At 65.2% G+C, this 21093-nt stretch carries 13 protein-coding genes; 10 read left to right on the top strand and 3 right to left on the bottom strand.

The features are described 5' to 3' along the window. Positions 1-59: 59 nt before the first annotated feature. From MMB74_RS09295 to MMB74_RS09255, 9 genes are all read left to right on the top strand, one after another. On the top strand, positions 60-896 hold the full coding sequence (locus tag MMB74_RS09295) for a helix-turn-helix domain-containing protein (protein WP_277428335.1): 837 nt from the start codon (positions 60-62) through the stop codon (positions 894-896). A 695-nt stretch (positions 897-1591) separates the two neighbouring features. Next, positions 1592-4279, top strand: a complete 2688-nt coding sequence (locus MMB74_RS09290) for a sugar ABC transporter (protein ID WP_277428334.1) — start codon at positions 1592-1594, stop codon at positions 4277-4279. Next, entirely contained in the window at positions 4269-8315 is a 4047-nt protein-coding gene (locus tag MMB74_RS09285) for a tetratricopeptide repeat protein (RefSeq protein WP_277428333.1), read from the top strand. The genes MMB74_RS09290 and MMB74_RS09285 overlap by 11 nt, the downstream gene beginning before the upstream one ends. Before the next feature lie 64 nt (positions 8316-8379). Beyond that, positions 8380-8925, top strand: a complete 546-nt coding sequence (locus MMB74_RS09280; protein ID WP_277428332.1) for a penicillin-binding protein activator LpoB — start codon at positions 8380-8382, stop codon at positions 8923-8925. A 20-nt stretch (positions 8926-8945) separates the two neighbouring features. Then, the gene (locus MMB74_RS09275; protein ID WP_277428331.1) at positions 8946-10421 is read left to right on the top strand and encodes a PelD GGDEF domain-containing protein; all 1476 of its coding nucleotides are present in this window, start codon (positions 8946-8948) and stop codon (positions 10419-10421) included. Then, positions 10414-11424 carry a hypothetical protein gene (locus MMB74_RS09270; RefSeq protein WP_277428330.1) on the top strand — a complete coding sequence of 337 codons (1011 nt, stop codon included), beginning with the start codon at positions 10414-10416 and terminating at the stop codon, positions 11422-11424. Before MMB74_RS09275 ends, MMB74_RS09270 begins: the two co-directional genes overlap by 8 nt. Continuing rightward, the gene (pelF, locus tag MMB74_RS09265; protein ID WP_277428329.1) at positions 11421-13124 is read left to right on the top strand and encodes a GT4 family glycosyltransferase PelF; all 1704 of its coding nucleotides are present in this window, start codon (positions 11421-11423) and stop codon (positions 13122-13124) included. The genes MMB74_RS09270 and pelF overlap by 4 nt, the downstream gene beginning before the upstream one ends. Beyond that, complete coding sequence (gene pelG / locus MMB74_RS09260) at positions 13124-14494, top strand: exopolysaccharide Pel transporter PelG (protein ID WP_277428328.1); 1371 nt, start codon at positions 13124-13126, stop codon at positions 14492-14494. The genes pelF and pelG overlap by 1 nt, the downstream gene beginning before the upstream one ends. Next, entirely contained in the window at positions 14491-15414 is a 924-nt protein-coding gene (locus MMB74_RS09255; RefSeq protein ID WP_346780673.1) for an endo alpha-1,4 polygalactosaminidase, read from the top strand. Before pelG ends, MMB74_RS09255 begins: the two co-directional genes overlap by 4 nt. 102 nt (positions 15415-15516) lie before the next feature. On the opposite strand, the gene MMB74_RS09250 is transcribed toward MMB74_RS09255, so the two are convergent. Together MMB74_RS09250 and MMB74_RS09245 are read right to left on the bottom strand one after the other, a co-directional pair. Beyond that, entirely contained in the window at positions 15517-17301 is a 1785-nt protein-coding gene (locus MMB74_RS09250) for a methyl-accepting chemotaxis protein (RefSeq protein ID WP_277428327.1), read from the bottom strand. Positions 17302-17440: 139 nt separating this feature from the next. Then, positions 17441-18841, bottom strand: a complete 1401-nt coding sequence (locus MMB74_RS09245; RefSeq protein ID WP_277428326.1) for a PLP-dependent aminotransferase family protein — start codon at positions 18839-18841, stop codon at positions 17441-17443. Between the two features lie 115 nt (positions 18842-18956). On the opposite strand from MMB74_RS09245, the gene MMB74_RS09240 reads away from it, so the two are divergent. Then, on the top strand, positions 18957-20285 hold the full coding sequence (locus tag MMB74_RS09240) for an aspartate aminotransferase family protein (protein WP_277428325.1): 1329 nt from the start codon (positions 18957-18959) through the stop codon (positions 20283-20285). On the opposite strand, the gene hpaH is transcribed toward MMB74_RS09240, so the two are convergent. Next, entirely contained in the window at positions 20250-21092 is an 843-nt protein-coding gene (hpaH, locus tag MMB74_RS09235; protein ID WP_277428324.1) for a 2-oxo-hept-4-ene-1,7-dioate hydratase, read from the bottom strand. The genes MMB74_RS09240 and hpaH overlap by 36 nt on opposite strands. Between the last annotated feature and the right edge of the window lies 1 nt (position 21093).

The following is a 21093-nucleotide window of genomic DNA, read 5'->3' as shown; positions in this document are numbered from 1 at the left end:
TAGATCGATTGGCGCACCCTGTTAGCCAACGTTCGATCTGCGCGTCTTGGAGCATGGACATGGATACCACCGCATTTGCAGAAGTCGAACGTCTCACACCGCGCGCGGCGCACGCGCAAGTGGCTGGTGCATCCCCGGTCGCATGGCTCAAGCCGCAGCAGGAATCGTTCGCCAAGGCGGCGAGCGCGCCCGATCATCACGATTGCGCGAGTTGCAACTCCCGCCGGTTCTGCCTGCCGGACGATTTCGACACGGGCGAGACGGCCGCGCTCAAGGGCGTGTTCGGCAACTATCGCAAAGTGAAGCAGGGCGAGGCAATTTTTCGCGCCGGCGAGCCGTTCCGGCATCTCTACGTTGCGAAGGTGGGGTCGTGCAAGACCGTTGCGATCGACAACGAAGGCCGCGAGCAAATCATCGGTTTCCAAATCGCGGGCGAATTCATGGGGATGGACGGCATCAGCACGGGCCATCACGTGTTGGACGCGATCGCGCTCGAAGACAGCGTGATCTGCTGCCTCCCGTTCAAGGAACTTGCCTCGGCCGGCGAAAACAACGTGGCTTTGCGCAGCCATCTGCACAAGCTCATGAGCCGAGAGCTGGTGCGCGAGTCGGCGTTGTTGATGCTGATCGGGCGAATGAATTCAATGGAGCGGCTCATTGCCTTCCTGCTCAATTTGTCCAAGCGCTACGCCCAGCGCGGCTATTCCTCGCAAGAGTTCAACTTGCGGATGACGCGCGACGAAATCGGGTGCCATTTGGGCCTGACGCTGGAAACGGTCAGTCGAGGGCTCTCGAAGCTGGGATCGCTCGGGCTGATCAAGTGCTCGGGCAAGCGCGTGTCGATCACGGACCGAGCCGGGCTCGAACAAATGAGCGGCCATCTCATTCCGCAATGACGTAGGGCGTCGCGTCCCTGCACCCCGCGGGGCGTGGACCGCCGGGCGCGTTCCGCGCGCGGGCTTGCGTCCGAAAACATAAACGTTCGAACGAGCTTGCTGGCGGTGCGCGTGCTGTTTGCGCACGTCATACCAAGCGGCGCCGTCCTGCCGTGGGCTGGGACGGGATCGTTCACCCGAGGCGACATTGGCTACGCTAGCGCTCATGCGAAAACATTAGGCCCGAAATTTGCGCGCGCCACATAAAACCGACGAATGCTAGTCTTCATCATTTCGCCTTCCACTTTTGCCCTGTCAAAATATTCACAATGCAGATGGCGATTGAACCCGAAGCCGATAATGCATTTACAGGCCGCATTCAAACGTTTGCGCGGCGATGCAAACGTTTGTTTCTTCCCTCCGGGCGTAAGCCGCGTCAGTTAAGCGAGACAGCGATTCCGGTCACTCATTTCGCTTTTTCTGAATTCATGTTATTTTTCGCCCGCCGAGGGCGAGATCGGGCAGCATTTTGTCCGTCCGATACTAGTCCACGCCGGATTGTTGGGCGGCAGGAAGGCCTTCCCCCTACAAGCTGCGACATTCAAACGGGGAATGGTGTGATCAGGTTTGCCATTGATATCGCACTTCGCGTGCGGGCGGCTCATTGTTGGCTTCGCACGTGGCAAGCGTCGCGTCCGCTCGCGGTGGCGCTGTGTGTGGCGTTGGGTGCTGCCGCGATCGCCCGTCCCGACGCAGCGAGCGCCGCCCCAGTCGCACAGGCGCAAGACGCCGCGCAGAACGCGAGCGGCGCCGATGCTTCGTACGCCGTACCTGCCGCGCATGTCAATCTGGCTGTCTACGAAGGCGACGATCCCCCGATGGATCTGCTGCAGGCGTTCGATGCGGTCGTCCTCGATCCCGCTCGCGCCTTCGATCCCTCGTCTCGGCCGCTCGAGCATACGACCTACCTTGCGCGCCTGGATAGCGTTGATCCGCACGCGTCTTCCTTTATCACCGAAAAAATCGCCCCGCTCTGGCAGCGCGGCTTCCGCGGCTTCGTCGTCGATGCGAAAGGCGGCGAGGGTGCGATCGATGCGATCCGCGCAGCCTACCCCGACGCGAAGATCGTCGTTGAAGGGCCTGATGCGCTGGACATCGCCCGCGTACATCGCAATAACATATATGCGGTGCTGACCCACGGACTCTTCACCTCGATGCCGGGGAACGACGCCGATTCGTCGCCTGTCGCTTCCCCCAGCCTCGATGCGGTGCGCGCGTTCGTCCGCGACACACGGGTCCCCGTCGTCACCGTCGAATACTGCGAGAAGACCGACCGCGCCTGCGCGCGCAAGACCGCGCATGACGCGATCGCCGCGGGGCTCGACGTGTATGCGACCGACCCGTCGCAGAGCGTCGTGGGCATCGGCCGCATCGAAGTCATGCCGCGCAAAGTGCTCGTCGTGCAAGACCGCGAAGCGAGCATGCCGGTGGACCTCACGCCCGGCGTGCGCTTGCTCGCGACACCGCTCAATTACCTCGGCTACGACATTCAATACGCCGACGCGGCGAGCCCCTTGCCCGCGAACGTGACGCCCGACCGCTATGCGGGCGTCGTCGCGTGGATCCAGCGAGGCGACGTGGCCGATCAAACGGCGTGGCGCCGCTGGGTGCGCCGCGTCGTGGCCGCGCAGGTGCCGATCGCATTCATCGGGCAGTTCGGCTTCGCGGCCGATAGCGACGAGTTGCCCGGGCTGCGGCGCGTGAGCGGGACGCTCGCGCGTCCGGTCTCGATCGTCGCGCACGACCCGATGGTCGGATTCGAGACGATGCCGCGTCCCGATGTGCGGGACCTGCCGCGCGTTCGCGTGGATGGCGCCGGACGCTCGCTACTGGGTATCGACGCCGGCGGCACGCGCGTCGACGCGGTCGGCGTGATGCCGTGGGGCGGCTTCGCACTCAATCAATATTCGGAGCTCTCGCTCGACGCAATCGAGCAAGAGCGCTGGGTCATTCAGCCGATCGATTTCCTGAAGGCTGCGCTACGGTTGCCGACGCTGCCGGGGCCGAGCGTGACCACGGAGAACGGGCGGCGCTTGCTGATGTCCCATGTCGACGGCGACGGCTTTGCGTCCCACGTCGAATTTCCGGGGCCGGATTACGCAGGGCAGGCGCTGTATGACCGGATCTGGACCAAGTATCCGATTCCCGTCACGCTTTCGGTGATCGAGGGCGAAGTGGGTCCGAAAGGCCTCTATCCGAAGCTTTCGCCTCGCCTCGAACAGATCGCGCGCAAGATGTTCGCGTTGCCGTACGTCGAGATGGGCACGCACACGTATTCGCATCCTTTCGTCTGGGAAGAGGTCGACACGAAAAGCGGCGCGCGCACCGATCGAGGCGGCACCGATGCGGCGTTCTCGTTGAACATCCCCGGCTATAAATTCAACCTCGATCGCGAGATATCAGGTTCCATTCAGTACATCGACAGCCGGCTCGCGCCGCCCGGCAAGCACGTCACGATCCTGCAGTGGTCGGGCGATTGCATGCCGCCCGCCGTTGCCGTGAGGCGAGCTTATGAAAGCGGCGTCTACAACATCAACGGCGGGGATACTGTTATCACGAAGGCGCAGAACAGCTGGACCGCCATCGCCCCGATCGGCATAGATAAGGGTCCGGGCGCTTATCAAGTGTTCGCGCCCAATCAAGACGAGAACGTCTATACGAACGATTGGCAGGGACCGTTCTACGGTTTCGACCAGGTGCTGCAAACGTTCGAGATGACCGACGCGCCGCGGCGGTTCAAGCCGATCGACATTTATTACCACATGTACAGCGGCACCAAAATTGCCTCGCTGACCGCGTTGGACCGCATTCTGAAAACGGTGCTCGCCCAGCCCGTTCTGCCCGTGCGCATCACCGACTATGTGCGCAAGGTGCTGGATTGGCGCACCTTCGCGGTGGCGCGCGAGGGCGACGCCTGGCTCGTGCGCGGCAATGGCGCAGTGCGCGAATTGCATTGGACCGGCAGCGAAGTGCCCCGGTTGTCCGACGCATCGGGGGTGACGGGCTATGCGCCCGGGCCGGACGGCATCTACGTCCATTTCGACGGCGGGGCGGCGCGCTTCGCACTCGAGTCGCCTTCGCAGGCGCGCAATACGGCGCCTTATATCGCGCAGGCCAACGGCTTCGTGCGGGACTTCCAGCGCGGCGCACATAGCCTGCGCTTCTCGTTCGGCGGGTATTACAAACCGTTCGTCACGATTGCGAATGCCGGAGTGTGTCACGCCTCCAGCGCGGGCCGGGCGCTCGACGGGCGGCGCGAGGGCGGCGCTTTGACGATCGCGTTACCGGCCGTGCCGGGACAGCAAGTGGCCTATCAACCGATCCAAATCGACTGTGGCGAATAACCGACCCCGTATCGCGGCGCCGACCACGCTCGCGGGCCTAACGCTCGCGGTCGTCGCGGCGCTCGGCGCAATTTACCAAGGTGGTCGACTGCGCGAGCGCATCGTCGACGATCGCACGCCGAGCGAGCTCAACGTCGCGTACCTCGAGGCGTGGCTGCGCAGCGCGCCTTCCGACCCCGTGTATCTCCGAGTGCTCGGCGAGCAATATATCGCGTTGGGGCAGATCGATCGTGCCGAGCAGATTGCGGCGCGCCTCACCGCGCTCGATGCGCCGGTCGCGCGCCGCAATGGCGAGCGCCTCGCGCTGCGTTGCGACATGCAGCGGGCGTTCGCGACCACGCCGGGTTCGGCGGATCGCGAGGCGGGCCTCGCGCGCGCGCGCGAGCGCCTGATGGCCATGGCGGCCGAATCGTGGAGCGTCGACGATCTGCGCACGCTCGCCGGACAAGCCTTGGCCGTGGGTGCGACCGACGTCGCGGTGCGCTACGAGATGCGGCTCGTTCAGGCCGACCCCGATCGTCGCCTGTATTGGCAGCGGCGCGTTGCTCAGCACCGGTTGGGACTCGGCGACTATCGCGGCACGGCGCAGGCCTACTTCGCCGCGCAGGCGATGGATGCCGATCGTGCATCCGCGCGGCGCGATTTCCTTGCCGCCGTGCGGGCGCTGCAGTCGGGGAATTTGCTCGACGAAGCGCTGAGCGAAGGCGATGCCCATCTCGGCGCGCTGGCCGACGATCGCGAGTCGCTCGAAGCGATGCTCACGCTCGCGCGCGCCGCGCATCGCACCGATCTGGTGGAGCGGTATGGGCGCGCTTTGATGAAATTCGTGGTGCCGTCCGCCACGGGCGATGCCATGAGCGAAGCGAGGGGCGGCGTCGTGCCGGTATCGTTAGCGGTTTCGGCAACGGTATCGGCATCGCAGAGGGTAGAGACACCGCGCGGGGCTCATGGCCGACAGCAAACCCAGCGCGGTGTTTGGTTGCGGCTTGGGCAGGCCGAGGCAGAGCGTCTGCGGGCAGCCGACGGGGCCTCGTGGTCGACTCGGTTCACTGCCGCCGCTTTCCCTGCCGCGGGGCGCGTTAGCGTGGTTCGTATCGCGACCGGCGCGGCCGTTCCCGGGTCGCAGCCCGCTGCGTCTTCCCAGTCGAGCGTCCATGCCGGGACGAAGGCAAATGGCGCGCTGGCGCTCACGTTGTATCAATCCTTCCTCGAAGCGGGCGATCTGGCCAATGCCGAGCGCGTTGCGGCCGCCGAAGTCAAACGCGCCCCCAATGACGCTGCATGGCTGGCGCGGCTCGCCCAAGTCCAGGAGTGGCGCAACGAGCCGGCGGATGCGTTGCAATCGTGGCTCGCCGATGCAAAGGCGACGGGCGATGCCACGGCATGGCGCAACGTGCAACGGCTTGCGCCGATGCTGCACGATGACGAGCGTTATGTGCAAGCGCTTGTCCACGCTTCGAACGCCGCGCCGGCCGACATGACGCTAGTCGACGGCGTGATCGCCGCCTATGAGCGGCTCGGGCGGCCCGACGATGCGCTGGCCTTCCTCGATGCGCGCGCGCACGGGCCGCAAGCCGATGCGATCCGCAGCCGCATCGCACTCCTCGCGCAGCGAGCCGGGCGCGACGATCTCGCGCTCTCGACCTATCGATCGCTGCAGCATCAAACGCCGAGCAAGGTCGAATACGCGCTGCACGGCGCCAACTTGTTGTACGCGCAGAATGACTTCGCGGGCGCGCTCGCGATGCTCGAGCGCTCGGCGCCTTACGCAACGGACGCCGATGTGCTGTTCTGGCGCACGTACGGACAGCTCGCGCAGCGGTTGCAGGACGACGAACAGACGCATCTGGCCTACCGGCATCTGCTGGCGGGCGGACAGGCTTCGCCCGAAGACCTTGCGGCCATGACGTTCTTCTACGATCCGCATCCGCTCGACGCGGCGCGCACGGCCGAACGTCAATATCGGAGCACCGGCGAGGTCCGCGCGTTGCGCGATGCGATCGATTACTACCTAGCCGCGCACGTGCGCGAGCGCGTCGCTGCGCTGCTCGAGCACTTGACGCCAGAGCAGCGGGCGGCGGCCGAGCGCGACTCGGGGTTTCTTGCCGCGCGTGCGGAATACGAACGTCAATCGGGCAATGTAGGGGACGCGCTCGACGATCTCCGGCGGGCGATCGCGCGGCCCGACTCGACACCCGATACGCGCGCGGCGTATCTCTGGATGCTCGTGGACCAGGGTAGCGAAGGCGAGCTGCGCACCGTGCTGCAGCGGTGGCGAGCCGCCTCGCTCGAGAACGAAGCGCTGTGGGGTCCCTTCGCAGCGGCCGAATTGCGGCTGAACCGGCCGATCGCCGCGCTCGAGTATTTGCGCCGCCAGGCCGCGGCGCAGGCGCGCGACCCGCTGTGGCTGCTCACGTATGCCGACGCGCAAGAGATGGCGGGGCACCCCGGTCTTGCATGGTCGATGCGCCGCGAAGTTTGGCGCGGGTTGATGCGCGAAACCCAAGCGGCGCGTACCGCCAAACCGAGTCCGCGCGCGGGCGGCTCGGCGCTGCACTTGCCTGGCCGCGGCGATTGGGATGCGAGCTCGCAGCTGCAGGGCCGGCGTGCGATGCTCGCGCAGACGCTGACGAACGGCGATTTTGCGCGGCGCTTGCTCGATTCGTTGACGGGACCGTCGGCGCATCCGCCCGCGGATTCCTCGTCGGTGAGCTTGCTCGGCAACGCCAAGGGCCTCTCGCCGTTGCCGTCGCTGTCCGCGCGCGGCGCCCAATACCGAAGCCAACGCGAAGCGGTGGCGCGCGACGTCGCCGTGGCGTGGGCGGTTTCGCATGAGCGCTACGACGTCGCGAAGCGTTGGCTCGCGCGCCGCTACGCGCTGCGTTTGGCCGGCTCGCAAGACGAACAACTCGCCATTGCGCTGGCGAACGACGACGTACGCAAGATCGACGCGTTGCTCGACGACCGCACCGCGGTTCTGCCGCTCGCGAACCGGATCGACGGCGCAAGCCGAGCCGACCGGCAGGGCGAGGCCCAAGCGCTCGCGTTCGCCGGGCTCGACGGCGCGCCGGATGACGACATGCACCAGCGCCTCGTCGACACGTCGCTGTTCTGGAATCAATCGATCGAAGCGTCGGTCGACAATTACGTCGAGCATCCGCTCGATTACGTGCAGCAAACGCTGGGCGGCAGCCTGAAGCTGTCGGACCATTACATGATCGGCATGCGTGCGTATCAGCGCGAGCAGCGGTCGGCGGACACCTCGCAGCTCGTCGGCGTCGATTCGCTCGATCGCGCGGCCGAGTTTTACGCGCGCCGTCTCACGCACGATACGCGCAGCGAACTCGGCTTCGGGCGGCGTACGGCGCTCGACTCGTTTTACACGTTCCGCGCGGAAGCGACGGTCGGGACCAATTCGCCGTTATCGTTCAACGCGTCGGTTGCGCGCAACGCCGAGGCCACCGAACTGCAGACGTTGCAGGTGGGCGGCATGAAAGACAAGGCGATGGGCGGGTTCACCTGGCAGATGACGCCGCGCTGGTCGGTGAGCGGTTCGATCGAGGCCGACCGGTTCTATAGCCAGGCGCGCACGTTCGTCGGCAGCGGCGCCGTGCAGCAGGCAGAGATCGACTACAAGATCCGTACCGAGTATCCCGACTACACGCTGCGTTTCGTGGGCGCGCACGGGCAGTACAACGACAGCGGCCAGTCCGACGCATTGCTCGCGCGGCTATTGCCGGCCGATGCAGGCCCGGCGACGGCAGCGACGTTCACGCCGAATAGCTATACGGAGTTCGGCGCGTACATCGGCTTCGGCAACGATCTGGTCGACCGCTATACGCACGCGTGGCGGCCGTATCTGGATGTCGGGACCGTGCACGACACCGTGCAGGGATGGGGTATCGATGCGAACGTCGGGATTGCCGGCTCTGTTTTCGGCGGGGATCAGGCAGCGCTGTACTTCCGGCATCAGCGTGTGGCGCAGACGGGGTCGGCTGTCACGGTGATCGGCGCGCGGTATCGCTGGCTATATTGAACGAAGCGCGGCGCAAGCTGGTGCGCCGCTTGCGGAAATCCACAAACGAAGAGGAAGAACGGACATGACTACAATCGAGCGTATATCCAGGGCTACGGGCCTTCTGGTTACCGTCGCCTGCGGGCTGATCGTCAGCGCCTGCGCGAGCGTTCAATCGACGCCGGCGCCGGCGCTCGCGGAGACGGGGGCCATTGCCGTGCTGCCGCTCGCGAACTTCACCGAGACGCCCGACGCGGGCCGCGCCGCCCAAGCGATTGCCGCGAATACGCTGCGTACCGCCGGCGTCGCGCACGTCGACACGATGCTCGCCACCGATAGCGGCGATGCGCTCGATCCGACCGCGCAGCCGAACCTCGAACGCGGCATGGACTGGGCGCGCACGCAGCATGCGAAGTATGTGTTGACCGGGGCCGTCGAAGAATGGCGCTACAAGGTCGGCGTCGACGGCGAGCCGGTCGTGTCGATGACGTTCGAGCTGCGCGAATTGCCCGCGGGCAAGGTCGTATGGAGCGCGGTCGGCACGCGCAGCGGCTTTAGCCGCTCGTCGCTCGGCGGCGTCGCGCAGAAGCTCGCCCAGAAATTGCTTGCTCCGCTGGCTGCGCACCGCTAAGCGGACGTATCGAGGACACGATGAACGCCCCCCCAACCGTTGCCGAGCGCAATAGCACCGCCCCCGCGGGCGGCCGCCCGCGCGATCTGTACAAAACGCCGACGACCGGCTCGGGCCGCCTGCGCCGCTTGCTCGCCCCCCTCGCGCGGCCTGGGTACGCGTGGGCCGAGGCGGCCGGATTCACGGTCGCCGTGCTCGCGCTCGCGTGGTTCCTCGACCGCACCGACCCTTTGCTGATCGCCAAAGGCTTTCCTTGGCTGTGGCTCGTGCCGATGGTCATCTCGCTGCGCTACGGCGTCGTGCTCGGCGTCGGCTCGGGGTTGCTGTTCGCCGCATCGTGGACGTTGACCTATCCGGCGGGCACGCCCTGGCCGGCGCCGTTTTTCGTGGGCGGGTTCGTCCTCACGATCGTCGCGGGGCATTTCGCCGATACGTGGAATCGGCGCAGCGACCGTGCGAGCGCAGTCAACGACTATCTGAACGAGCGCTTGTCCGCGCTGACCGACAATCACTATTTGCTGCGTTTGTCGCACGAGCGGCTCGAGAACGACTTGCTCACGCGGCCCACCACGTTGCGCGACTCGATCGCGGCGTTGCGCATGATAGCGGCGGCGCAAGGCCCGGCGGAAGCGGATGCGCATCCGCACGCATCGACCGGCGTCGATCGGAGCGCACTGCGGCCGGTTCCGGCAGCCGACGATACGCTACCCGGGGCCGCCGCCCTGATGGAATTCGTGGCGCGCGCTTGTCAGATCGAAGTGGCCGCGCTTTACCCCGTGCACAACGGCACGCCGTCGCGCAGCGCCGCCACGGCGGTGGGTGAGGCCTTCGATTTCGATCCGGCCGATCCGCTCGTCGAACTTGCGCTGGCGACAGGCAAGCTTGCGCACCTGAAGTCGGAAGGCATGCTCACGAGCGGCAGCCAGTATCTCGTCTGTGCGCCGTTGCTGTCGGCCGACGATCGCATGCTCGGGCTGCTCGTCATCAAGCGCATGGCGTTCCTGTCGCTGAACAACGACAACCTGCAGCTTCTGCTCGTGCTGCTCGGCTATTACGGCGACGGCGTCGAACACGGGCGCGCCATGCACGCGATGCTCGTCGCGATTCCGGATTGCCCCCGGCAGTTCGCGCTCGAATACGCGCGGCTCGTGAGGCTGCATCGGCGCAGCGGCATCCAATCGTCGATCGTCGCGCTCTCGTTCCCGCGTAGCGAGGAGCACGATTCGCTCTTCGAGCACGTCTTGCGTCGCGGGCGCTCGCTCGATTTCGCATGGCCGCGCCAAACGTCCCATCGCTCCGTGCTCGTCAATCTGATGCCGCTCGCCGATCCGGCGGGCGTCGCGGGCTACCTCGCACGGGTGGAAGGCAATCTGCGCAATCAGTTCGACACCGACTTCGAGGGCGCGCGCATCGGCGTGCATACGCTGCATGTGACGAGCGAATCGAACGAGACGAATGTGGCCGAACTGCTCGATCGGGTAGCCGGCAATGCTTGAGGTGCTCGCGCTCATCGTCGCGGTCCCCGTCGCCGTGCTGTTTCAGGGCGTGGCGCTCCATTACCTGTTGCACCCATCGGCTTTGGCCGATCCCTTGGCGGCGTTCCTCGGCGCTCAGGCGCTCGCCGCCGCGGGGCAGGCCGTCGTGTTTCGCCGCATGCTGCCTGCCGCGCAGCGCCAACCGAGCGGCGCGGTACTGGCGCAGCTGTGGTTGCTGTCGTTCTTGGCGCCCTGCGTGGGCGGCTTGCTGGAAGTGCTCGTGACTGCGTGCGGCGTCTGGCTGCCGCTGCCGAGCAAGTCCCGTTCGATGACGACGCTGGGCCGGCCCGCGTTCGTTTCGCATCTGGTCTCGCGCGTATCGCATGGCGGCGGGGCGCGCGTGCAATCGCGCCTCGCGAACGCGAACGTCGCGACGCACGACCGGCTCGCGGCGCTCGTCGCGATCCAGCATTTGCCCACACGCACCACCGGCGGTTTGCTGCGTGACCTGCTCGCCGATCCGGTCGACGATTTGCGGCTGCTCGCATACGGTCGTCTCGACCAAGCGGAGAACGAGATCGTCACGCGCATCTCCGATGGCCGCGAGGCCCTCGAACATGCGCAGGACGAGGACGAGATCCACATGCTGCATCATCGGCTGGCCGAATTGCATTTCGAACTCGTCTATCAACGATTGGCGCAAGGCGACGTGCATGCGCATACGATCGGCCAGGCCGAGGTGCACGTGCGTGCCGCGCTGGCCGTCGGCGAGGGCGAGCGCGACGCTGCATTGTGGCTGCTGCGCGCCCGCCTAGCGCTGGCGCGCGGCGCCACCGAAGAGGCCGGCCCCTTCCTCGAGCGCGCGCGTGCGCTCGGCTTTCCGCGGGAGCGCTTGTTGCCTTGGCTCGCCGAAGTCGCCTTTCGGCAAGGCCGCCATGCGCAGGCGGCCGAAATTGTCGGCGAACTGGCGGCGCGCACCGGTGCGCCGGCGCTCAAACCTGTGGTCGAATACTGGACGAGATGAACACTTCGTTGAAACGGCATGCTGCCGAAGCCGACGTCTGCTTGCTGCTCGAAGGGACGTTCCCGTTCGTGCGCGGAGGCGTGTCGAGTTGGGTCAACGACATGATCCGCGCCTATCCGGACACCCGCTTCGGGATCGTATTCATCGGCAGCCGTGAGGAGGATTACCCCACGGCCGTCTACGCGCTGCCCGAGAACGTCGTGCATTTCGAGGCGCATTACCTGTACGAGGAGGCGCCCGCGGACGCCGAGCCCCGGCGAGCGCGGCATGGCGATCGCAACGCGTTCGCTTATTCGTCGAAGTTCCACGAGTTGCTGCGCGATGGGCGGCACCACGCCGAAGTCGGGGCGATGATGATCGATCTGATCGGCATGCTGACCGACGGCGGCGCGCTTTCCGAAGAGCAATTTCTGTACAGCCGCGAAGCGTGGGACTACATCGAGGAGCAGTATTCGAAGCGCTGCACGGATCCGTCCTTCACGGATTATTTCTGGACCGTGCGCAACATGCATAAGCCGATCTGGCAGTTGGCGCGGGTCGCGGAGCGCACCTTGCGTGCGAAGGTCTACCACACGGTATCCACGGGTTACGCGGGCTATCTCGGCGCGCTGCTGCACTATCGAACGGGGCGTCCGCTGATCGTCAGCGAGCACGGCATCTACACGAAGGAGCGCAAGATCGATTTGCTGCAAAGCCGCTGGATTCGCGACAACCGTGGATTGTTCGAGCGCGATGTGTCCGACGTCAGCTACTTTCGCGAGCTCTGGGTGCGCTTCTTCGAGGCGCTGGGGCGCTTCGCCTACGACGCGGCCAGCGAGATCGTCGCCCTCTACGAAGGCAACCGGTTGCGCCAAGTCGCCGATGGCGCGCGCGCCGAACTCACGCGCACGATCCCGAACGGGATCGACGTCGACGGGTTGCGGCCGCTGATCGCGCGGCGCGATCCGGCTCGGCCGCGCCGGGTCGTCGCGCTGATCGGACGCGTCGTGCCGATCAAGGACATCAAGACGTTCATCCGCGCGATCTTCGTTGCGACGCGCACGTTGCCCGACATCGAAGGCTGGATCGTGGGCCCCGAAGAAGAGGATCGCGACTACGCGCACGAGTGCCATGCGCTGGCGGAAAGCCTGGGGCTCGAGCGCAACTTGAAGTTCTTTGGGTTTCAGCGTATTGCCGACGTTATGCCGCAAGTCGATCTCGTTGCGTTGAGTTCGATCAGCGAGGCGCTGCCTCTAGTCGTGCTGGAAGGCTTCGCGGCTGGGGTGCCCGCCGTGACGACCGATGTCGGCGCATGCCGCGAACTGATCGAAGGGGCGCTGCCCGAGGACCGCGCCCTTGGCGTAGCCGGGGCCGTGGTGCCGATCGCCAATCCGGCCGCGTTTGCCGAGGCGGCCATTTCGCTCTTGACCGATGCGGCGCGTTGGGATGCCGCGCAACGCGCGGGTCTCGCGCGGGCGCAGCGCTATTACACGCGGCCGCAAATGATCGATCGTTACCGCGGGATCTACGAGCGCGCGGCGGCGCAAGCCGACGCCGCTCCGCGCGAATCGCGCGGCGGTGATGGCGGGGCGCTCGGGTGTCCGATGCACGCGGCGAACGCGGGTGCAAAAGCAAGCGCCACGCCTTCCCGCGCGCGACCCACCACGCAGCCGGCCACCACGTTCGGTGCGCTGCGCGACGTCCTGACCCGGAGGCGATGATGGCGGGAATCGGATTCGAACTACGCAAGCTGATGCATCGCAACACCCTGAGCGGTGTCGCGCGCGCGTACCTGTATGCCGGGCTCATCAGCTCCGGGCCGATGATTCTCTCGTGCTTCGGCATTTTGATCATCGGCGTGCTGAGCTTGACGGTCGTGGTTCCGACCGTGTTGATCACGCAATTCCAGGTCTCGGTCACCTACATGATTGCCTGCAGCCTCATCGTCACGGGGCCGCTGCAACTCGCGTTTACGCGCTTCGTGTCGGACCGGCTGTTCGAGGAGCGCGACGATCTGGTCATATCGAACTACCGTGCCGTGCAGCTCGCATGCACGGTGGCGTCGGGCTTGATCGCGGCCGTGGCGATGGGCTTGGGCTTTCAAGCCGAGCCGCTCGGCTATCGTGTCCTGATGATCGCGGGCTTCGTCATTGCGAGCAATATTTGGATTGCGGTGATCTTTCTGTCGAGCGTCAAGCAGTACCGGCAGATCCTGCTCTCGTTCGCGATCGGCTATACCTTCGTGGTCGGGCTGACGCTTTCGCTGAATCGGCATGGCATCACGGGGCTGCTCGGCGGCTTCGTCGCCGGTCACGCGATCCTGTTCGCGCTACTTTCGGGCATCGTGCATCGCCATTTCCGGAGCCCGCGGTTCATGTCGTTCGAAGTGTTCGACCGGAAGATGATGTATCCGAGCCTCGCATGGGTCGGGCTGATGTTCAATCTTGGCGTATGGGCCGACAAGTTCGTGTTCTGGTACGTGCCCGAGACGGGAACGCGCGTCATCGGCTGGTTTCATGCGTCGCTGATCTACGATATCCCCGTGTTCCTCGCGTATGTCTGCGTGATGCCCGCGATGGCCGCGTTCCTCGTGCGAATCGAGGCCGATTTCGTCGAGTATTACGACGCGTTTTACGATGCCGTGCGCACTGGCGCGACGTTGCAGCGTATTCACGCCATGCGCGACATGATGGTGGGCAGCGTGCGTGCGGGGCTTTACGAAATCATCAAGGTGCAAGTCGTGACGTTGCTGTTGATCGTGGCGTTCGGCGCCGCGCTGCTCGGCGCGCTGCGCATTTCCTCGCTCTATCTGCCGTTGTTGCTCGTCGACGTGATTGCAGCTAGCCTCCAGGTATTGTTCCTGGGCCTCTTGAATGTGCTGTTCTACCTCGACGCGCGCCGCGAAGTACTGCGATTGACGGGGCTGTTCGTGCTGCTGAACACTGGCTTCACGCTGTTGTCGATCAAGATCGGTCCCGAAGCCTATGGGTACGGTTTTGCGGCCGCGCTCGTGGCGGTGACCGTCGTCGCCGTGCGCACGCTCGATCGCAAGTTCGCTTTTCTCGAATACGAAACGTACATGCTCCAATGACTTTGCCGACGGTGCCGCCATTGCGCCGGGTTGCCCGCTTATCCGTCGCTGTGCGCCTTCGGGCGGCGGTCCGCTCCGCTTGCGTCGCGCTGCTTGCGCTTACGCCGCTGGCCTCCTTCGGCTGCATGCCTCGGCCCTTTGGGCTTAGCGTTGCACTGTATTACGGAGAAAACCCCTCGGCCGACTTGTTCTCCGGCTACGACATCGCCGTGCTCGAGCCCGACAGCGGCTTCGATCCGCGCGCACAAGGGAGCGCGCGCACGCAGTGGTTCGCTTATGCGAGCGTCGGCGAAGTGACGTCGCAGCGCGCTTACTATTCGGCCCTCCCGAGCGACTGGCTGCTCGGCAAGAACAAGGCTTGGGCCTCGCGCGTCGTGGATCAGGCAGCGCCAGGGTGGCCCGCCTTCTTCGTGCGCCACGTGATCGATCCATTATGGGCGCGCGGCTATCGCGGCTTTTTTCTCGATACGCTCGATTCCTATCAACTCGTGGCAAAGACCGACGCCGAGCGGGCGCGTCAGCAGGCGGGCCTCGTGCGTGTCATTCACGCGATCAAGGCGCGGCATCGCGGCGCGCGTTTGATCCTGAATCGCGGCTTCGAGCTATTGCCCGAAGTCCATGGCGAGGTCTACGCCATTGCCTTCGAGTCGCTCTTCGGCGGTTGGGATCAAGCGAAGGCCCGCTATGTCGAGGTGCCGCAAACAGACCGCGACTGGCTGCTTTCGCAAGCCGAAATCGCGCGCGATCGATATGGGCTGCCGGTGATTTCGATCGACTATTGCGCGCCGGACGACGATGCCTGCGCGCAATCGACAGCGGCGCGCATCGCGGCCCTCGGCATCGTCCCGTACGTCACCGATGGCGCCCTGCGCACCGTGCGGCCGCCTGCGATGGCGCAGGGGCATTGCGGGGAGCAGTAGCACGCGGGATCGACGCCCACAAGCCCTGGAAAAACCGGGGCTTCGTGGGGGCGAAGCATCGAAGGCCGCTGCTTGCTAGCTGCCGCTCGTTTGTCGCGCGCGTCAGAACGTCTGCCAGTTCGCATCCGAGGCTTGCGCAAGCGCATGCTCGGCCTTCATCATCGGCGTTTTCGTTCTGCTCGGCTCGCGCGCCGGCATGCGCTGACTTGCGCGCGGCGCTACGGGACGCGACGAGCTAGCCGAGGGCGCAGCGGCCACGGCCCGCGCGGAGCTCGTGGGTGCCGGGCGCCGCACCGTCTGCGTCACGCGGCCCGCATCGTCCAAGCGGAAGAATGCGATTGCTTCGTTCAATACCCGGCCTTGGTCCTCGAGCGACTTGGACGCCGCCGCGGCTTCTTCCACCAGCGCCGCATTCTGTTGCGTGACTTCGTCCATCTGCGTGATCGCTTGATTGACCTGCTCGATGCCGCGGCTTTGCTCGGTGGATGCGGCGGCGATCTCGCCCATGATGTCGGTCACGCGCGCGACCGCTTGCGTCACCTCCGTCATGGTCTTGCCCGCTTCGCCGGCCAACGACGAGCCGTCGTGAATCTTCTGCACCGATGCGCCGATCAACTCTTTGATTTCCTTGGCCGCGCTCGAGGAGCGCTGCGCAAGCGAGCGCACCTCGGTTGCGACCACGGCGAACCCGCGGCCTTGCTCGCCCGCGCGTGCCGCTTCGACGGCCGCGTTCAGCGCCAGGATGTTCGTTTGGAAGGCGATGCCTTCGATGAGGCCGGTGATATCGGCAATCTTAGACGAGCTTTCGCTGATCTCGGTCATCGTCGCGACCACCTGGCCCACCACGTCGCTGCCCTGGGTCGCGACTTCCGAAGCATTGGCCGCCAAGGAACTCGCCTGTTGGGCGTTCTCGGCATTTTGTCTGACGGTCGAAGTCAGCTCTTCCATGCTCGACGCCGTTTCTTCGAGCGAGGCGGCTTGCTCTTCCGTCCGCGAAGAAAGGTCGACGTTGCCCGCGGCGATCTGGCTAGCGCCCGTTGCGATGTTATGGGCCGTGGCCCGCACTTGACCGATCAGTTGCACGAGGCCCGTCTGCATGGTCGACATGGACGCGAGGACGCTGCCCTGCGGCGCGGATTGCGCGCCCGCCACCTGACCCAAATCGCCCTCGGCGATCCGCCGGGTGATGTCGGACAATTCGTTTGGCTCGGCGCCGAGCGCGCGCGTGATGCTGCGCGTGATGAGCAGCGCGGCGAAGACCGCTGCGACGATCGTGCCGGCGCAAATGCCGAGCAGCAAAGCGCGCTGGCTGGCATACAGTTCGCCCGCGCGTTCCACCTTGTGCTCGGCGCGCGTGGCCGTGTAGGCCGAAAAATTATCGGTTGCCTTGACGAGTTGGACGAGCAGCGGACGGCACTTCTCGTCGATCTTTTTGATGGCGTCGTCATGCCTGCCGTTGAGCGCGTCGTTCTCGATGTCGGCTGCCACCGGCGCGTACGCCGCTTCGATGCGCCCGATCTCCGCGATCATCGCCTTGGCTTGCTCGCTCGTGTCGCTTCCCGCCCCGGTCGTCAGGTCGTTCAGTTTCTTCAGCGAAGACTTCACATCGCTATCGGCCAGTTGCACCGCCGCTTTTTCCAGTTCGACGTCTGCGGGCTTGGTCACGATCACCAAGTTGCGCGCCGCGATCGCGCGCCGATCGACCGCCGTTCTCACGTCGGCGGCCGTGCGAGCTCGCGCGTCTACGCCGCGCACGTATAGCGCGAAGCTACCGTTGATTTCGCTCAGCGAATACAGCGCGAGGCTAGAGACGAGGAGGACCAGCGCCGCGAGCACGCCGAATGAAAGCGAGAGCTTTGCCTTGACGGTCATTGCGTTGAAGTTCATGAGGGGACCCCTATTAAGAAGCAACTACATATGCACGACGTTTGGCGTCGCTATAGATGCATATCGGCGGCTAGAGCGGGGCGATCTATGTCACAACGTGATGTAAAACGTTTGCGTGAGGGATTTGGAGGGATGGGAGTTACCCGAGCGTCTTCATGAAGGACCACAGCGCCGGCACATCGGAGGTCGCCGCATTGAAGCGAAACCAAGCCGATGCCGTCTCTTCCGGGCGGAAATAAGAGCCGGGCGCAAGCCAGATGCCCTTGCTCAACGCGTCGTTGGCCACGGCGATGCTGTCTTCGGGCCGAATCGGCAGCTTGGCCCAGAGAAACAACCCCGCATTCGGCGCGTGAAAGAGTTCGAGGCCCGCATCGGCCATGGCTTGCGTGACTCGACGATGCGCATTGAACAGCCGCTCGCGAAGGTGTGCGGTATGCCGGTCGTAGTGGCCGTCCACGAGCACGTTGGCGACGGCGCGCTCGGTGATCTCCGAGGAGGTCAACCCCACGGCCATTTTGGTCAGCGCGAACCGGGAGATCAGATCGCGGCTGGCCGCGATATACCCCACGCGCATCGCGGGCGTGATCGTCTTCGAAAACCCGGACAAATAGATGACCCGCTGCAAGCCCTCCATGGCGGCGAGGCAGGGCGCACCCGCCGGTGCGAGCGGTCGCGAGATGTCGTCCTCGACCACCCACAGCCCTTCGCGGTCCGCGATTTGCAGCAGACGAAACGCGGCCTGCGCATTGAGCGATGCGCCGGAGGGGTTCTGCAGCACCGTATTGATGAACAGGCCCTTGGGGCGATGCTGCTCGATCAGCGCTTCGAGCCGTGCAATGTCGATGCCCTCCGGCGTGCGCGGCACGCTGACGACATTGACGAACGCCACCTTCAGAATCTGAAGCAGGTTGCAGTAGCAGGGATCTTCGACGACCACTGTATCGCCTGGCCGAAGCAAGGTTCGGACGACGAGGTCTAACGCCTGGGTGACGCCTTGCGTCATCAAGACGTCGGCTGCGCCGACGGCCAGGCCGTAGCGGCGCAACGTATCGGCGATGAGATCGCGCAGCGGGCCGAACCCGTGTGGATGACCGTAGCCGCCTATGCGTGGCCCCGGCACGCGGCTGACGACGCGCAGGGCATGCTGAATCCCGCTTTCGTCGATCCAGTCGTTCGGGATCCAGCCGCATCCGGCCTTGATCGGGACGGTTTGATCGGCGAATACGTCGGACAAAAGCCACGCCGCGTTCAGGCTGGGCGCGCTCCAACCCGGCGCCGCGGGCGCCTTCGCCGGCGGCGTCGCGACGCGGTAGCCGGCGCCTGCACGGGCGACCACGAGCCCCAGCGAAACCAGGCGCTGATAGGCCTCCGAGACGGTGTACGTGCTCAGGCCATGCGATTTGGCGAAGGCGCGTACGGAGGGGAGCGCGGTTCCGGCCGGATAGGTGCCGTGCCGCAATTCGCCCTGAATGGAAGAGACGATCTGGTCGACCAGCGTGCCCTCGTCCTTGCGCGAACGAGAGAGCTTCAGCGTGAACATTTCAATACAGTTGGGAAGAAAAAATCAGCACGGTTTGACCGCTCGTTTTTTGCTGTCCAGTGATTGTAGCCCGTCGAACCGATACAGTCGGCGCCATATTCCTCGGAGTCCATCCATGAGCACAACGCACAGCAGCCCCGATCTCTCGAACTTCTGGATGCCGTTTACGGCCAATCGGCAATTCAAGGCGTCGCCGCGACTGTTCAAGGCCGCGAAGGGGATGTACTACACGACGGTCGACGACCGCGCCGTTCTGGACGCGACAGCCGGGCTTTGGTGCGTGAACGCCGGTCACGGCCGCGCGGAGATCACCCGCGCCGTGGCCGAGCAGCTCGACACGATGGACTATGCGCCCACGTTCCAAATGGGCCACCCGCTCGCATTCGAAGCGGCCACGAGAGTGGCCGAGTTGATGCCCGCGGGTCTAGATCGCATCTTCTTCACGAATTCGGGCTCGGAATCAGTCGATACGGCATTGAAGATCGCGCTCGCGTATCATCGCGCCCGCGGCGAAGGCCAGCGCACGCGCTTCATCGGGCGCGAGCGCGGCTACCACGGCGTAGGGTTCGGCGGCATCTCGGTGGGCGGCATCCTCGCGAATCGCAAGACGTTCTCCGGCAATTTGATGCCGCACGTCGATCACTTGTCGCATACGTTGAACATCGCCGAGGCAGGGTTTACGCGCGGCCAGCCCACTTGGGGCGCGCACCTGGCCGATGAGCTCGAACGGCTCGTCGCGCTGCACGATGCTTCGACGATCGCGGCCGTGATCGTCGAGCCGCTGGCCGGTTCGACCGGCGTTCTCGTGCCCCCGAAAGGCTATTTGGAACGGTTGCGCGAACTATGCACGAAGCACGGCATCCTGTTGATTTTCGATGAAGTGATTACGGGGTTCGGGCGGCTCGGCGCACCCACCGCGAGCGCGTACTTCGGCGTGACGCCCGACATCTTGACGATGGCCAAGGCGATCAACAACGCGGCCGTGCCGATGGGCGCGGTCGCGGCCAGCCGCGCGGTGCACGACGCGGTGGTCAACGCGGGCGCGGCGAACGCCATCGAGTTCTTTCACGGCTACACGTATACGGCGCATCCGGCGGCCGCGGCCGCGGCGATCGCCACGCTCGATATCTATAAGCGCGACCAGTTGTTCGAGCGCGCTAAAGAACTAACGGGCGTGTTCGAAGACGCCGTGCATGAACTGCGCGGCGCGGCTCACGTGAAGGACATTCGAAACCTCGGGCTCGTTGCGGGCGTCGAGCTCGAGTCTCGCCCTGGCGCCGTGGGCGCGCGCGCCTACGACGTCTTCCTTAAATGCTTCGAAGCGGGCGTGCTCGTGCGTTACACCGGCGACATCCTGGCGTTCTCGCCGCCGCTGATCGTCGAAGAAAAGCAGATCGACCAGATCTTTTCAACGGTGCGGGACGCCCTGGGTAGTGTCGCCTGAGCCCGGTACGAAGCGAAACGCGATCGAACCTAGCGGCCCGTAATCGATATGAAATGCATCCCCGGCTACGGCCGGGGTGGGCCGCGTAAACGAGCCGGCGAGCACGATGTCCCCCTCGGCGAGGCCTTCGCCGTAGGGGGCGATTTTATTGGCGAGCCAGGCGACGCCTGCCGCCGGATGATTGAGCACGGCCGCCGCCAGCCCGGTTTCCTCGATGACGCCGTTCTTGTACAGCATCGCCCCCACCCAGCGCAGATCGACGTCCATCGGCCGCACGGGACGCCCGCCCAGCACCACGCCCGCATTGGCCGCGAAGTCGCTGATCGTGTCGAACACTTTTCTCATGGCGCGCGTCTCGCGATCGAACTGCTCGATTCGGGCGTCGATGATTTCGATCGCGGGCACGACGTACGCGCTGGCCGATAGGACGTCGAACAACGTCACGCCGGGCCCGCGCAGCGGCTTGGCGAGCACGAAGGCGAGTTCGACCTCGACGCGCGGCGCGATGAATCGATCGGCCGGGATGTCGGTGCCTGCATCGAAGAACATATCGTCCATCAGCGGCGCATAGTCGGGTTCCGTGATTTGGCTCGCCTGTTGCATGGCGCGCGACGTGAGGCCGATTTTTCTTCCCTTGATCGTGCGGCCGTCCGCAAGCTCGAGCTCGACCCACGCGCGCTGGATCGCATAGCCGTCTTCGATCGTCATCTGCGGGAATTGCCGCGAGAATTGACGCAGCGGCGTGCGATTTTTGCGGGCGTCGTAGAGTTGGCTCGCGAGCGATTCGATCGTGTCGGGCGGTAGCATG

This window comes from Trinickia sp. Y13 (assembly GCF_029522115.1).
Taxonomy (GTDB): Bacteria; Pseudomonadota; Gammaproteobacteria; order Burkholderiales; family Burkholderiaceae; genus Trinickia.
The sequence above is the reverse complement of the archived record's forward strand: the minus strand, read 5'-3'. Positions and strand labels throughout refer to the sequence as shown.

Excerpts from the sequence above, each read along its gene's own strand:
- pelG (WP_277428328.1), top strand. The coding sequence starts at position 13,124 with ATGGCGGGAATCGGATTCGAACTACGCAAGCTGATGCATCGCAACACC.
- MMB74_RS09250 (WP_277428327.1), bottom strand. The coding sequence starts at position 17,301 with ATGAACTTCAACGCAATGACCGTCAAGGCAAAGCTCTCGCTTTCATTC.
- MMB74_RS09275 (WP_277428331.1), top strand. The coding sequence starts at position 8,946 with ATGAACGCCCCCCCAACCGTTGCCGAGCGCAATAGCACCGCCCCCGCG.
- hpaH (WP_277428324.1), bottom strand. The coding sequence starts at position 21,092 with ATGCTACCGCCCGACACGATCGAATCGCTCGCGAGCCAACTCTACGAC.
- MMB74_RS09255 (WP_346780673.1), top strand. The coding sequence starts at position 14,491 with ATGACTTTGCCGACGGTGCCGCCATTGCGCCGGGTTGCCCGCTTATCC.
- pelF (WP_277428329.1), top strand. The coding sequence starts at position 11,421 with ATGAACACTTCGTTGAAACGGCATGCTGCCGAAGCCGACGTCTGCTTG.
- MMB74_RS09240 (WP_277428325.1), top strand. The coding sequence starts at position 18,957 with ATGAGCACAACGCACAGCAGCCCCGATCTCTCGAACTTCTGGATGCCG.
- MMB74_RS09280 (WP_277428332.1), top strand. The coding sequence starts at position 8,380 with ATGACTACAATCGAGCGTATATCCAGGGCTACGGGCCTTCTGGTTACC.
- MMB74_RS09245 (WP_277428326.1), bottom strand. The coding sequence starts at position 18,841 with ATGTTCACGCTGAAGCTCTCTCGTTCGCGCAAGGACGAGGGCACGCTG.
- MMB74_RS09295 (WP_277428335.1), top strand. The coding sequence starts at position 60 with ATGGATACCACCGCATTTGCAGAAGTCGAACGTCTCACACCGCGCGCG.
- MMB74_RS09270 (WP_277428330.1), top strand. The coding sequence starts at position 10,414 with ATGCTTGAGGTGCTCGCGCTCATCGTCGCGGTCCCCGTCGCCGTGCTG.